The sequence below is a fragment of the Citrobacter sp. MGH103 genome, assembly GCF_001034475.2.
Classification (GTDB): Bacteria; Pseudomonadota; Gammaproteobacteria; order Enterobacterales; family Enterobacteriaceae; genus Citrobacter; species Citrobacter freundii.
Genome location: NZ_CP073043.1, coordinates 3,469,879 through 3,484,250, shown reverse-complemented (window position 1 = coordinate 3,484,250; position 14,372 = coordinate 3,469,879). Strand labels below are relative to the sequence as shown.

At 54.0% G+C, this 14,372-nt stretch carries 10 protein-coding genes; 8 read left to right on the top strand and 2 right to left on the bottom strand.

Annotated elements, in window-relative coordinates; translation table 11 throughout:
• Positions 1-6: 6 nt before the first annotated feature.
• On the top strand, positions 7-1,242 hold the full coding sequence (gene entS / locus SK33_RS16840; RefSeq protein WP_003835645.1) for an enterobactin transporter EntS: 1,236 nt from the start codon (positions 7-9) through the stop codon (positions 1,240-1,242).
• 61 nt (positions 1,243-1,303) lie between these two features.
• On the opposite strand, the gene fepB is transcribed toward entS, so the two are convergent.
• Positions 1,304-2,260 (bottom strand): Fe2+-enterobactin ABC transporter substrate-binding protein, encoded by a 957-nt coding sequence (fepB, locus tag SK33_RS16835; RefSeq protein ID WP_048219373.1) that lies wholly within the window; start codon positions 2,258-2,260, stop codon positions 1,304-1,306.
• A gap of 187 nt (positions 2,261-2,447) precedes the next feature.
• On the opposite strand from fepB, the gene entC reads away from it, so the two are divergent.
• From entC to entH, 5 genes are read left to right on the top strand one after another with little or no spacing between them, the layout of a single operon-like run.
• Positions 2,448-3,623, top strand: a complete 1,176-nt coding sequence (gene entC, locus SK33_RS16830; protein ID WP_048219371.1) for an isochorismate synthase EntC — start codon at positions 2,448-2,450, stop codon at positions 3,621-3,623.
• 31 nt (positions 3,624-3,654) lie between these two features.
• A complete protein-coding gene (gene entE, locus SK33_RS16825; protein WP_048219368.1) occupies positions 3,655-5,265 on the top strand; it encodes a (2,3-dihydroxybenzoyl)adenylate synthase EntE in 1,611 nt (536 codons plus the stop codon).
• 13 nt (positions 5,266-5,278) lie between these two features.
• On the top strand, positions 5,279-6,136 hold the full coding sequence (locus tag SK33_RS16820; RefSeq protein ID WP_003847431.1) for an isochorismatase: 858 nt from the start codon (positions 5,279-5,281) through the stop codon (positions 6,134-6,136).
• The gene (gene entA / locus SK33_RS16815; RefSeq protein WP_048219365.1) at positions 6,136-6,891 is read left to right on the top strand and encodes a 2,3-dihydro-2,3-dihydroxybenzoate dehydrogenase EntA; all 756 of its coding nucleotides are present in this window, start codon (positions 6,136-6,138) and stop codon (positions 6,889-6,891) included. The genes SK33_RS16820 and entA overlap by 1 nt, the downstream gene beginning before the upstream one ends.
• 2 nt (positions 6,892-6,893) lie before the next feature.
• Positions 6,894-7,307 (top strand): proofreading thioesterase EntH, encoded by a 414-nt coding sequence (entH, locus tag SK33_RS16810; protein WP_048219363.1) that lies wholly within the window; start codon positions 6,894-6,896, stop codon positions 7,305-7,307.
• 44 nt (positions 7,308-7,351) lie between these two features.
• On the opposite strand, the gene SK33_RS16805 is transcribed toward entH, so the two are convergent.
• On the bottom strand, positions 7,352-11,335 hold the full coding sequence (locus SK33_RS16805) for an autotransporter outer membrane beta-barrel domain-containing protein (RefSeq protein WP_075262490.1): 3,984 nt from the start codon (positions 11,333-11,335) through the stop codon (positions 7,352-7,354).
• A gap of 593 nt (positions 11,336-11,928) precedes the next feature.
• On the opposite strand from SK33_RS16805, the gene cstA reads away from it, so the two are divergent.
• Complete coding sequence (gene cstA / locus SK33_RS16800; RefSeq protein WP_003022061.1) at positions 11,929-14,034, top strand: pyruvate/proton symporter CstA; 2,106 nt, start codon at positions 11,929-11,931, stop codon at positions 14,032-14,034.
• Positions 14,035-14,097: 63 nt separating this feature from the next.
• Positions 14,098-14,295: a YbdD/YjiX family protein gene (locus SK33_RS16795; protein ID WP_003022064.1), complete on the top strand. Its 198-nt coding sequence runs from the start codon at positions 14,098-14,100 to the stop codon at positions 14,293-14,295.
• The last annotated feature ends 77 nt before the right edge of the window (positions 14,296-14,372 follow it).

Sequence of the window (14,372 nt, the reverse complement as noted above, 5' to 3'; positions counted from 1 at the left end):
TCTGTAATGAATCGACAATCATGGCTGCTCAATCTCAGCCTGTTAAAGACCCACCCTGCATTTCGTGCAGTCTTCCTCGCCCGTTTTATTTCCATTGTCTCTCTGGGGCTACTCGGCGTAGCGGTTCCGGTACAAATCCAGATAATGACCCAGTCGACCTGGCAGGTCGGTTTGTCGGTGACGCTGACCGGCAGTGCAATGTTTATTGGTCTGATGGTGGGCGGTGTGCTGGCCGACCGCTATGAGCGTAAAAAAGTGATCCTGCTGGCGCGTGGTACCTGTGGCATTGGCTTTATTGGCCTGTGTTTGAATGCGTTACTTCCCGAACCGTCGTTACTGGCAATTTATCTGCTTGGCTTATGGGACGGTTTCTTTGCTTCGCTGGGTGTGACTGCTTTGCTGGCAGCGACGCCAGCGCTGGTCGGGCGGGAGAATCTGATGCAGGCCGGGGCGATTACCATGCTGACGGTGCGTCTGGGATCGGTAATTTCGCCGATGCTTGGCGGGGTGTTGCTCGCGACCGGCGGTGTGGCCTGGAACTACGGACTGGCGGCGGCGGGGACCTTCATTACCTTACTACCGTTGCTGAGTCTTCCCGCGTTGCCGCCTCCGCCGCAGCCGCGTGAGCATCCGCTGAAATCGCTGCTGGCAGCATTCCGCTTTCTGCTTGCCAGCCCGCTGATTGGCGGTATTGCACTGCTCGGTGGTCTGTTAACCATGGCGAGCGCCGTGCGCGTGCTGTATCCGGCGTTGGCGATTAACTGGCACATGTCGAGTGCGCAAATTGGCCTGCTGTATGCGGCTATTCCGCTGGGGGCAGCCGTGGGTGCATTGACCAGCGGACAACTGGCGCACAGTCTTCGTCCGGGACTGATCATGCTGGCATCGACCGTGGCTTCATTTCTGGCTATCGGTCTGTTTGGCTTGATGCCCATTTGGCAGCTTGGGGTTATTTGCCTGGCGCTGTTTGGCTGGCTAAGTGCGGTCAGTTCGTTGTTGCAGTACACCCTGTTACAGACGCAGACGCCGGAAGCGATGCTCGGGCGAATTAATGGTTTGTGGACCGCACAGAACGTCACCGGCGATGCGATTGGCGCGGCGTTGTTAGGTGGTCTGGGCGCGATGATGACGCCAGTTGCTTCGGCAAGCGTGAGTGGGTTTGGGCTGGTGATTGTCGGTCTTTTACTGCTGCTGTTGTTGGGAGAAGTGCGCCGATTCCGGCAAGTCCCCGTGAATGTCTGATCGCGTTGTGCTCTTCGGATTGTAGGCCGGATAAGGCGTTAGCCGCATCCGGCGCTGGCAATTAAAACAGAGCCGACAGACGTTGCAGCAGCAGCATTGCGCTGTAGTAGTCGAGACGGAAGGTTTCCGTTCCCAGGGCGTAAACGCGTTTGTTCTGCACGGCCGGCAGATGCGCCAGCAGCGGATTGGCATAAATGGCGTCGGCATCTTTGCTGTCGCCAGCAAACAGGAATAGCGCTTCACCGTTCAGACCCGCCGCCAGGTTTTCACCGCCAAGCTGGATGATATCGTGGCGTTTGCCCTGGCTCTGGCTGGTGTGCAAACCCGCAGGCAGCGGCGCGAGGGTAAAACCTAACTGTTCCATCAGCTTGCCCTGGGCCGACTCAGGCGTCCACAGGTTGGCGCTGTGGGCTGCAGCGGTATACACCAGCGCGCTGACCGGCTGCGGCGGCAGGGTGATGCGTTGCTTTACCGCTTGCAGTTGCTTATCAAACTCGGCAATACGGGCTGCAGCCTGCTGCTCCTGACCGGTGATTTCACCCAGTTGCGTTAGCAGCGACTGCCAGCTTTTATCGTCGTAGTTGATGATAAGCGTGGGCGCGATGGTGGACAACTGGTCGTAGAGTGCGAGGGCGGAATCGCCGCCAGTGGCGCTTATCAGAATCAGATCCGGCATTTGCGCCGCAACGGCTTCGGCGCTCGGTTCGCCAATATACAGACGGCTCAATTTGCGCTCTTTTGCCACTTCGCTCCATTGACGCAAAAAACCCTGCGCATCGCCGATGCGATTGTTCGGCGTGGTGGCACCGCTGGCGATGACCGGAGCATCAATCGCCAGCAGCGAGCCGGTGAGGGTAACGCTGGTGGAGACAATGCGCTGCGGCTTTTGCTCAAGCGTATGCGTGCCGCGGCTGTCAGTAACCTGACGCGGCCAGTCGGCGGCATGACCTGAAGAAATTCCTGAAAGAGATAAACCTGCCAGTAAGAGTACGGTGCGGCAAAAAGAGGGGAGACTCACGAATCAGCTTCCTGTTATCAGTATAAGTAATGCTTCTCATTTTCATTGTTAGCGGGCAAGGATGCAAGCCAAAGTCGCACATTGTGTTACCACAAGAGTTGACATACCGCCGCTTTACTTTTAGGTTAGCGACCGAAAATATAAATGATAATCATTATTAGAGCCTTTATCATTTTTGGAGGATGATATGGATACGTCACTGGCTGAGGAAAAAACGCAGACTATGCCGACGCTCGCTTCCGACAGTTTTTTCTTTATGTCGCCGTACCGTAGTTTTACGACGTCAGGATGCTTCGCCCGCTATGCGGAACCGGCAATTGATGGCGACTCGCCAGACAGCCCTTTCCAACAGAAAATGCACGCACTGTTTGCTGATGCCAAATCGCAGGGTATCGCTAACCCTATCATGGCCGGGGCGATCCCTTTTGACACCCGCCAGCCATCATCGCTGTTTATTCCCCAGTCGTGGCAGACGTTTTCCCGCACGGCGAAGCAGCAGTCATCACGTTATTTTAACGCGCATCAGTCGCTGAACGTCGTGGAGCGTAAATCGATCCCGGAACAGGACTTTTTTGAAGACATGGTCGCCCGGGCGGCTGCGCTGACGGCTACGCCGGAAGTTGACAAAGTGGTGTTATCCCGCCTGATCGATATCACTGTAGACGCCAACATAGATAGCGGCGCGCTGCTGGAGCGGTTGGTAGCGCAAAATCCGGCGAGCTACAACTTCCACGTGCCTCTTGAAGACGACGGCGTCTTGATTGGCGCCAGTCCGGAACTGCTGTTACGCAAAGAAGACGATCGTTTCAGTTCATTGCCGCTTGCCGGTTCCGCGCGACGTCAGCCGGACGATGTGTTGGACAGAGAGGCGGGTAATCGCCTGCTGGCATCCGAGAAGGATCGCCATGAACACGAACTGGTGACGCAGGCGATGAAAAATGTATTGCGCGATCGTAGCCGTGAATTGCACATCCCTTCCTCTCCGCAACTGGTTACCACGCCTACACTGTGGCACCTCGGTACGCCGTTTGAAGGTAAAGCCAACGCGCAGGAAAACGCCCTGACGCTGGCGTGCCTGCTACATCCGACGCCTGCGCTGAGCGGCTTCCCGCATCAGGTCGCACGCAAACTTATCGCCGAGCTGGAGCCATTTGATCGTGAACTGTTCGGCGGCATTGTTGGCTGGTGTGATGCCGAAGGTAACGGTGAATGGGTCGTGACGATCCGCTGCGCGAAGTTGCTGCGCAATCAGGTGCGTTTCTTTGCCGGAGCAGGAATTGTCCCAGCCTCTTCCCCGGTTGCGGAATGGCGTGAAACGGGGGCCAAGCTATCCACGATGTTGAATGTTTTTGGACTGCATTAAGAGCCTTGTGGACTGGTTTTAAGGAGCAAAAATGAGTATTCCATTCACCCGCTGGCCGGAAGAGTTTGCCCGCAGGTATCGTGAAAAAGGTTACTGGCAGGATTTGCCGCTGACCGACATTCTGACCCGTCACGCCGACAGCGACCATACGGCGGTTATTGATGGTGAACGCCACCTGAGCTATCGCCAGCTGAATCAGGCCGCTGACAATCTAGCCTGCAGTTTGCGTCGCCAAGGGATTAAACCCGGTGAAACCGCGCTGGTACAACTGGGCAATGTGGCTGAGCTGTATATCACCTTCTTTGCGTTACTCAAGCTGGGCGTAGCTCCGGTGCTGGCCCTGTTCAGCCATCAGCGTAACGAACTCAACGCCTATGCCAAACAGATTGAACCGGCGCTGCTGATTGCCGATCGCCAGCATACGCTGTTTAGCGGGGACGATTTTCTAAACACTTTTGTGGCCGAACACAATTCAGTGCGCGTGGTGCAACTGCACAACGACGAAGGTGAACACAATCTGCAAACGGCGATAAGCCAACCTGATACTGATTTTACTGCTACACCGTCGCCCGCTGATGAGGTGGCGTACTTCCAGCTTTCCGGCGGGACGACCGGGACGCCAAAGCTGATTCCTCGCACTCATAACGATTACTACTACAGCGTGCGTCGCAGCAATGAGATTTGCCGCTTCACCGGAGAAACGCGTTATTTATGCGCAATCCCGGCGGCGCATAACTACGCCATGAGTTCGCCAGGCGCGCTGGGCGTGTTCCTTGCGGGTGGAACCGTCGTGCTGGCGGCCGACCCGAGCGCTACCCTGTGTTTCCCGCTGATTGAACAGCATCAGGTTAACGTCACGGCGCTGGTGCCACCTGCGGTGAGCCTGTGGCTGCAGGCGATTGCGGAGTGGGGCAGCAATGCGCAATTGGCTTCGCTGAAACTGCTACAGGTCGGTGGAGCGAGACTTTCCGCCACGCTTGCGGCGCGTATTCCGGCTGAGATTGGCTGCCAGTTGCAGCAGGTCTTCGGCATGGCGGAAGGGCTGGTGAACTACACCCGTCTGGACGACAGTCCTGAGCGCATCATCAATACCCAGGGTCGCCCGATGTGTCCTGATGATGAAGTCTGGGTAGCAGACGCTGACGGCAACCCCTTAGCTCAGGGAGATACTGGACGCCTGATGACCCGTGGTCCGTACACCTTCCGTGGTTATTTCAAAAGCCCTGAGCATAATGCCAGCGCCTTTGACTCCAACGGCTTTTACTGTTCCGGCGATCTGATCGCTATCGACCCGGATGGCTACATCACCGTTCAGGGACGCGAAAAGGATCAGATCAACCGCGGCGGGGAGAAGATCGCTGCTGAAGAGATTGAAAACCTGCTGCTGCGCCATCCAATGGTTATCCATGCCGCGCTGGTCAGTATGGATGACGAACTGATGGGCGAGAAAAGCTGTGCCTGGCTAGTGGTAAAAGAGCCGCTGCGCGCGGTTCAGGTGCGCCGTTTTCTGCGCGAACAGGGTGTGGCGGAATTCAAATTACCCGATCGTGTTGAGTGCGTTGAGTCATTACCGCTGACTCCAGTGGGGAAGGTAGATAAAAAACAATTACGTCAGTGGCTGGCATCACGTTCACTGGCCTGAAGGAGAAATAGAAATGGCAATTCCTAAACTGCAGGCTTATGCGCTACCAACGGCGCTCGATATTCCGGTGAACAAAGTCGACTGGGCATTTGACCCTGAACGCGCCGCGCTGCTGATCCACGACATGCAGGATTATTTTATCGGCTTTTGGGGCGATAACTGTCCGATGATGGAGCAGGTCGTCGCGAACATCGCCGCGCTGCGCCAGTACTGCAAAGAGCATAATATTCCGGTGTATTACACCGCTCAACCGAAAGAGCAGAGTGATGAAGACCGCGCTCTGCTCAATGATATGTGGGGACCGGGCCTGACGCGTTCGCCGGAACAACAAAAGATCGTTGAGGCGCTGGCGCCGGATGAAGCGGATACCATTCTGGTGAAATGGCGTTATAGCGCATTTCATCGCTCCCCGCTTGAACAGATGCTCAAGGAAACCGGGCGTAATCAACTGATCATTACCGGGGTGTATGCGCATATTGGCTGTATGACCACCGCAACTGACGCTTTCATGCGTGACATCAAGCCGTTTATGGTTGCCGATGCGCTGGCGGACTTTAGCCGTGATGAACACTTGATGTCGCTGAAATACGTGGCGGGACGTTCCGGGCGTGTGGTTATGACCCAGGAATTATTACCGACGCCGGTTCCGGCCAGTAAAGATGCGTTGCGCAGCGTTATTCTGCCGCTGCTGGATGAGTCCGAAGAGCCGATGGATGACGAAAACCTGATCGACTATGGGCTGGATTCCGTGCGCATGATGGCGCTGGCGGCGCGCTGGCGTAAGGTTCATGGTGATATTGATTTCGTGATGCTGGCGAAAAAACCGACCATTGACGCATGGTGGGCGCTGCTCTCCCGCGAGGTGAAGTAATGGCCGAATTTGATTTTGCCGGGAAAACCGTTTGGGTAACCGGGGCGGGAAAAGGGATTGGCTACACCACGGCGCTGGCGTTTGCGAATGCAGGTGCTGAGGTGACTGGATTCGATCGCGAATTTCCTCAGGATAACTACCCGTTTACGACCGAAGTGCTGGATGTGGCGAATGCCGGACAGGTAGCTGAGGTGTGCCAGCGCGTCCTCAAAGCGCGCGAGCGTTTGGATGTGTTGGTCAATGCCGCAGGTATTTTGCGTATGGGTGCCACCGATGCGCTAAGCGCTGAGGAGTGGCAGCAGACGTTTGCGGTTAACGTTGGCGGGGCGTTCAATCTGTTTCAGCAGACGATGGCGCAGTTTCGTCGCCAGCAGGGCGGGGCGATCGTGACCGTCGCGTCGGATGCGGCGCACACGCCGCGTATCGGCATGAGTGCTTACGGTGCCTCAAAGGCCGCGTTGAAAAGCCTGGCGCTGACCGTCGGACTTGAACTGGCAGGCAGCGGTGTGCGTTGTAATGTGGTTTCTCCGGGTTCGACCGATACCGACATGCAGCGTACGCTGTGGGTCAGCGATGACGCGGAGCAACAGCGCATTCGTGGATTTGGCGAGCAGTTTAAGCTTGGGATTCCGCTGGGGAAAATCGCCCGGCCGCAAGAGATCACCAACACTATTTTATTCCTCGCTTCCGATCTGGCCAGCCACATTACATTACAGGATATCGTGGTGGACGGCGGTTCCACGCTGGGGGCATGACGATGATCTGGAAACGTCATTTGACGCTGGATGAACTCAATGCCACCAGTCAGAACACGATGGTGGCGCATCTGGGAATGGTCTATACCCGACTGGGTAATGATGTGCTGGAAGCCGAAATGCCGGTGGATAGCCGAACGCATCAGCCGTTTGGCCTGCTGCATGGCGGCGCGTCGGCGGCCCTGGCGGAAACGTTAGGTTCGATGGCGGGTTATCTGATGACGCGTGACGGGCAGTGTGTGGTGGGGACGGAACTAAACGCCACGCATCATCGGGCGGTATCGCAGGGGAAAGTACGCGGCGTTTGTCAGCCGTTGCATCTTGGGCGTCAAAATCAAAGCTGGGAAATCGTCATCTTTGATGAGCAGGGACGACGCTGTTGCACCTGCCGTTTAGGCACGGCGGTGATGGGGTGAAAGATAAAACGCGTCTGAGCATACCAGACGCGTTTTTGTGTAGATTACCAGCTATAGTGCAGGTTAACGCTGCCACTGAGATCGCTGAAATCGTTGTTTCCTTTCTGCCCTGTTGCCTGCGCGCTAATGCTCCACTGATTGTTGATAGCGGCCTGGATCCCGAGTTTTATTTCAGCGCGATCGGCGGGAAGATCCAGGTTTACCGCTGAGTTATCAAAGGATACCGCCATATCATCGGTCATATGTAGCCAGTTGACTTCGGCGAATGGCTGAAGAACCGCATTGGTTGTCGGTGACGAACCCTCGACGCGAAGACCGAGGCGAGTGGTCCAGTTTTCGCTATTTTGACCGTCAATACGCGTATTGTGTGCTTGCACGCTGTCCGCTTTGTAGCTTTGCCAGACAACCTGTAATTGCGGTATCAGACTTAACGATTGGTTACTGGCGAAGTCCATCGTATATCGATAGCCGCTTTCCAGAGAGAGCGCGTTGGCGGTTGAGTCGTAATGTGTTGTTCCTGCATCACCGTTTTCAACGCTATTATCGTAGAAACCATATTGATACCAACTGTCGACATACCAGCCACGATGACGCATAGCATCAGCATACCAGGTTGCGTAAACGCCCAAATTGTAGCCGTCGATATCTCCGGTGGCTGAAAACTGGCTGCCATCTGCGCCGCGGTTTCCTGTGCTATCTGTACTGCCATTGATATAGCTTCCCATGAGTCCCAGCGTCAGACTTTGCTGACCGTTGTTCCAGGTGGCGATATCCCCGCCAAGTTGGAACTGGACGTAATCGCTGTCCATGTCGACATTTCCATCCGCAGCAGTAGAGTCCGTGTTTCCGCCTTTTACACGTAGCCATAAGTCGCCTTCATGTGAACGATACTGGCTATCTTCACGGTCGAAAAGCGTTTGCATTTGTAGCTCGCGAGCCAGCCACTGATTCCCCAGATAAGCGCCGATATCGGCACGGTATTGTGGATTTGATGGTTTACCGTCGCTGCCGCCGTCGTCGGGGTCGACAGGGGTTACGTCGCTGCCGCCGTCGTCGGGGTCGACAGGGGTTACGTCGCTGCCGCCATCATCGGGGTCGACAGGGATTACGTCGCTGCCGTCGTCGTCGGGGTCGACAGGGGTTACGTCGCTGCCGCCATCGTCGGGGTCGACGGGGGTTACGTCGCCGCCGCCGTCGTCGGGGTCGACAGGGGTGACGTCACTGCCATCGTCGTCAGGATCGACAGGAGTAATATCTCCCCCGTCATCGGGTGTCTCCGCCTGTGAGCGTAAATACCAATTTTCATTATCTTCGTATAAGCGATATTCGTACGGCCCAATCAGGACCCGATTGCCCAGCGAGAAAGCATCATCTGTTGATGTACCGCCAACATTCACAATTTCAATACCCTGGTCGGTGAATGCGCCTTCCCCTCCAGCCTGGTTGATGTACAGCGTGGTTTTACCGTCCACGTCACCCGCTACAATCAGTTCATCGGTCGGCGAGCTATCGTCGCCTAAACAAGTATTGAGTGTCAGGTTACCGCCTGTGCCAGTGTAGTTGCCGTTAATAGTCAATGTATTGCCCGGCGTCGTCCCGGAGCTCGCGATACTGCCCTTGTTGGTGACATTACCGTTTATGATAAAACCGCTTTGGGCGGCAGTATTATCGCCAAAGCGTAATGTTCCAGCGTTGTCCACGTTGCCGTTAACGGTGCCATTGCCACCTAAGGTTGAACCTTGCCCGACGGTGACATACTGTTGACTGCCTGCGGCACCAATAACGCCTGTCTCTGTTAGCCATAACGTCCCCTCCTGCACGGCGGTGGTACCGCTATAGGTGTTATTCGACGTCAGAGTGAGTGTGCCTTCTCCTTTTTTGGTCAGGCTCTTACCATCCCAACCGCTGCGCGTGTCTGATGCGACGTCTTCCAGTTGGCTATTGACAGTAAACTGCTTGCCGCCATCGAGGGTGAATGTGCCGTGAGCAGGGGTGGCGACGGAGCCAGACTGTCCGGCATACCAGCTCAGGCCAACACCCAATTGGTATTGGGTGTTATCTGTGGCGCTGATTTGTCCGAATACTGACAGGTAATCCGGTATTGAGTCAGTATCCGTTGATAAGCTGGCAAAATCTTCGGTGATTGCAGTGTCTGTATCAATCAACGTAATAGTTTCAATGTCTTGTAATTGAGCGTCAGAGGTGAATGTGCCGATATCCAGCGCATTGCCGCTATTACTGATATGTAAATCACCGCCTAACGCAATCTCATCCCCGGTAATCAATGGTGCGCTATTGGCGCTGGCCAGGGCTGCTGCGCTAAGATCAACATTCAGGATGCTACTTTCCTGCAACGTCAGGCTATTAGCATGTAATGTGCTGTCGGCTGCCAGTTCTACGGTACCCGCATTGTCCAGCGATGTCAGGGTTGAACTGTTAGTAACGAGCCATTTTCCTTGATCGGCGAGCGTAAGGCTAAGCTCAGAGTCCAGGCCCCGGGGGTTAAAGTCGTGATTGATGGATGTTGCGTCCTCAAAATAAGATCCCGCATCCATTGTCAGATTGATATATCCCCAGCCGCTATTAACGATGTCGCCGATAATCGTCATTTTTCCCGTACCGTTGATGGTGCCACCGGGCAATATATTGCTGCCGGACGACACTTTAGGTACCCAGATAGCGATTCCATCGTCGTTAGTTTTAATCGATGTGTCACCACTCAGATTGACGATGTCGCCCTGTTGAACCATAACGCCAGAAGCGTTGCTGGCTCCTGTCATGTCGATGTTCATGTTGCTGGCATTAATAATGCCTGCGCGGGTAAAACTGTTATCGCCTATAGCCGAAAGCCCGTAGGAATTGGCTCCGTTCATAATGATGTCGGTATTGGAGATATTAATAGTTGAACCACTAAATTGTGCTGATGCGCCATAGCCTCCCGAGGCATAAATTGTGTTTCGATTATCCTGAGAACCGTTGAAATTGATCGTTGATGGGTCAGAAAAAGATGTATTGGCTATCAGCCCGTACGTTTTGGCGGTGTCGCTTCGTCCGTCGATCGTACTGCCTTCACCAATATTAACGACGGTGGCATATATGCTACTTTGGGCTGTTATCGCTGTTCCTTGCGCTGTTTTTACCGTCAGGTTATCCGCGTCAAGTTCCCCGTATCCTCGGCCAGTGAGGTAAATAGTTGATGCCGTTCCGGTGGCGCTGATGGAACTGCCGGAACCGAGATCTACCAGACCTCCCTCTATACGGATACCTTCGGTTTTGCCGCCGGTCACTTCAGTTGTCAGGTTTTCGGCATGTGCTGCGGCAGTGACGTCTTCTTTTTTTGTCGCCGAATAATCTCCGACAAACAGACCATATCCTTCGGAAAAGACTGCCACGGTTATGGTCGAGTCGTGGCCAAAGTCGATGTTGCCTGAGATGTCTGCGCCGCGGCCACTTGTGTGTTCTGTAGAGGTAGTGGATACATCGATCGTCAGGTTATTAGCAGCGATCTGACTTCCCCTTCCTGACGTCAATCCATAGGCCGTTCCACCTGGAGTGGAGAGCGTTATCTTACTGCCTTCACCCAGATTAATATGGTTGTTTGACCCTGTCTGGATTCCATAAATCATCACGGTATTTGCTGAGTCTGCCGTTGTGACATCGATAACCAGGCCGTTCGCATTGAGCGTTGTATCTTTGCCGAAATAGAGACCACTGCCTCTCTCGGTACCACTGTTGATTTCTATGTGGGTGTTGTCTCCCAGATTGAGCGTGGTTTTCTCTGCCCTGGAGGTATCGATACCCGTCCCTCCTGATAATGATGTTATAGTGTCACCATTGTTCAGGATGATGGTTTCTCCGCTCTGTGGGCCTTTATCTGCGGCAAGGGCGGCGCTGGTCATGATGCCGACGGTTGATAAAAGCACCCCGGCAACGGTGGTTCGTACCCGGTTATCGCCACGAGAGCGTTCTGACACGACGATGAACATGTTTCGCGCGATATTCCAGACAATGCGATAGCATTTATTCATTATTTATATCCTTATAAAATTATGCCGCTATTAATGAATAACATTCTGCGTAAAATGATTTTGGATGTTTCTATGTATGCTTTTGAAATATATGTCAGAAGGTGGTGGTGATGATTTTATGTGATTTCACTTAATCAATGTTTCTTTGGATTATAGGTAGGGGGTATCGCTAAAGGTAGCTTTTGATGTCTGATTTTTTATCAGGATTAATAAAAGCACTCCATGTATAAAAAATGAGAATATCCTAAGATTATTAATGGTTTTATAATTAAGGATGTTGCTACTTATGGTTTTAAAATAAGGGCACATCGCCAGAGTGATGAAATGCTAAATAATTATAATTTACTGTAAATGTATCTATGTTGATGATGAATTCTGTAATTGGCCTCCTGGGCAAGCAAAACGCTGGCCCAGCCGCATAAGTAACGTAATTGTTTCAGCTATAGTTGTAGCAAAGGTGATCCAGTTAACAATGCAATGTAAATAGTCAGTGATGTCTCAGGTTTATGTGGTTGTCAGGTTGTTAAAATCAGGAAAGATGTTATAGAAACAAAATGTAACATCTTTCTGGATCACGCAAACGGACAACAACTATGAATAAATCAGGGAAATACCTCCTCTGGACATTGCTCTCCGTTATCGGAGCATTTGCCCTAGGATATATTGCGTTAAATCGTGGTGAACAGATCAACGCGTTGTGGATAGTCGTGGCGTCAGTCTGTGTCTACCTTATCGCTTACCGTTTCTACGGCCTGTACATCGCGAAAAATGTACTGGCGCTGGACCCGACGCGTATGACGCCAGCCGTGCGTCATAACGATGGTCTGGATTATGTACCCACCGATAAAAAAGTACTGTTTGGTCACCATTTTGCGGCGATTGCCGGAGCGGGTCCGTTAGTTGGACCGGTGCTGGCGGCGCAAATGGGCTACCTGCCGGGTATGATCTGGCTGCTCGCCGGGGTGGTACTGGCAGGGGCGGTGCAGGACTTCATGGTGCTGTTTGTTTCTACCCGTCGCGATGGTCGTTCCCTTGGCGAACTGGTGAAAGAAGAGATGGGCCCTACGGCGGGTGTTATTGCGCTGGTGGCCTGTTTTATGATCATGGTGATTATCCTCGCGGTACTGGCGATGATTGTCGTGAAAGCGCTGACCCACAGCCCGTGGGGAACTTACACCGTAGCGTTCACTATCCCGCTGGCGATTTTTATGGGGATTTACCTGCGCTATCTGCGCCCGGGCCGCATTGGTGAAGTGTCGGTCATCGGTCTGGTATTCCTGGTGTTTGCCATTATTTCCGGCGGCTGGGTAGCGGAAAGCCCGACCTGGGCACCGTACTTTGACTTTACCGGCGTACAGCTGACCTGGATGCTGGTGGGCTACGGTTTTGTCGCCGCCGTGCTGCCGGTGTGGCTGCTGCTGGCCCCGCGTGATTACCTCTCTACCTTCCTGAAAATCGGCACCATTGTTGGTCTGGCGGTAGGGATTCTGATCATGCGTCCGACGCTGACCATGCCAGCTCTGACCAAGTTTGTTGACGGTACTGGCCCGGTCTGGACCGGTAACTTGTTCCCGTTCCTGTTTATCACCATTGCATGTGGTGCGGTATCTGGCTTCCATGCGCTGATCTCCTCCGGTACCACGCCGAAGATGCTGGCGAATGAAGGGCAGGCTTGCTTTATCGGCTACGGCGGAATGCTGATGGAATCCTTTGTCGCCATTATGGCGCTGGTTTCCGCGTGCATCATCGATCCGGGCGTGTACTTTGCGATGAACAGCCCGATGGCGGTGCTGGCTCCTGCGGGCACGGTTGATGTAGTGGCTTCTGCGGCACAGGTAGTCAGTAGTTGGGGCTTTGCTATTACGCCAGATACTCTGCACCAAATCGCCAATGAAGTGGGTGAGCAATCCATTATCTCCCGCGCAGGTGGTGCGCCGACGCTGGCCGTCGGGATGGCGTACATTCTGCATGGCGCACTGGGTGGCATGATGGATGTGGCGTTCTGGTATCACTTCGCCATTCTGTTTGAAGCTTTGTTTATTTTGACGGCGGTTGATGCCGGTACACGCGCTGCGCGCTTTATGCTGCAGGACTTGCTGGGCGTGGTGTCACCGGGCCTGAAACGTACCGATTCGCTGCCAGCGAACCTGCTGGCGACGGCGCTGTGCGTGCTGGCCTGGGGTTACTTCTTACACCAGGGTGTGGTGGATCCTCTGGGTGGTATTAATACCCTATGGCCGCTGTTTGGTATTGCTAACCAGATGCTGGCCGGTATGGCGTTGATGCTCTGTGCTGTGGTGCTGTTCAAGATGAAACGCCAGCGCTACGCGTGGGTGGCACTGGTCCCAACCGCCTGGCTGCTGATTTGTACCCTGACCGCTGGCTGGCAGAAAGCGTTTAGCCCGGATGCAAAAATCGGCTTCCTGGCTATCGCCAACAAATTCCAGGCGATGATCGACAGTGGTAACATTCCGGCGCAGTACACCCAGTCGCAGCTGACGCAGCTGGTGTTTAACAACCGCCTGGATGCGGGTCTCACCATCTTCTTCATGGTAGTCGTTGTGGTGCTGGGTCTGTTCTCCATCAAAACTGCGCTGGCAGCATTGAAAGAGGACAAACCAACTTCGAAAGAGACGCCGTACGAGCCGATGCCTGAGAATGTCGAAGAGATCGTGGCGCAGGCGAAAGGCGCGCACTAATATTCTCTTAACCAATGAGCCCTCTCCTGAACGGGGAGGGCGTTTGTACGACAGGGAATCACTATGTTTGAAACACTCGCCAAAGCCGGGAAGTATTTAGGTCAAACCGCCCGATTAATGATAGGTGTGCCGGATTACGACAACTATGTTGAACATATGCGCGTCACGCATCCGGACCAAACGCCAATGACCTACGAAGAATTTTTCCGCGAGCGCCAGGATGCGCGATATGGGGGGAAAGGCGGCGCGAAGTGCTGTTGATTTTTTGCCGGATGGCGCTGACGCTTATCCGGCCTACAACATCGCATTTGCCGTTATAATTAGTCGTCGTAGGCCTG

Coding starts and splice junctions, on each gene's coding strand:
- entS (WP_003835645.1), top strand. CDS start 7: ATGAATCGACAATCATGGCTGCTCAATCTCAGCCTGTTAAAGACCCAC.
- entC (WP_048219371.1), top strand. CDS start 2,448: ATGGATACGTCACTGGCTGAGGAAAAAACGCAGACTATGCCGACGCTC.
- entE (WP_048219368.1), top strand. CDS start 3,655: ATGAGTATTCCATTCACCCGCTGGCCGGAAGAGTTTGCCCGCAGGTAT.
- SK33_RS16820 (WP_003847431.1), top strand. CDS start 5,279: ATGGCAATTCCTAAACTGCAGGCTTATGCGCTACCAACGGCGCTCGAT.
- entA (WP_048219365.1), top strand. CDS start 6,136: ATGGCCGAATTTGATTTTGCCGGGAAAACCGTTTGGGTAACCGGGGCG.
- entH (WP_048219363.1), top strand. CDS start 6,894: ATGATCTGGAAACGTCATTTGACGCTGGATGAACTCAATGCCACCAGT.
- SK33_RS16805 (WP_075262490.1), bottom strand. CDS start 11,335: ATGAATAAATGCTATCGCATTGTCTGGAATATCGCGCGAAACATGTTC.
- cstA (WP_003022061.1), top strand. CDS start 11,929: ATGAATAAATCAGGGAAATACCTCCTCTGGACATTGCTCTCCGTTATC.
- SK33_RS16795 (WP_003022064.1), top strand. CDS start 14,098: ATGTTTGAAACACTCGCCAAAGCCGGGAAGTATTTAGGTCAAACCGCC.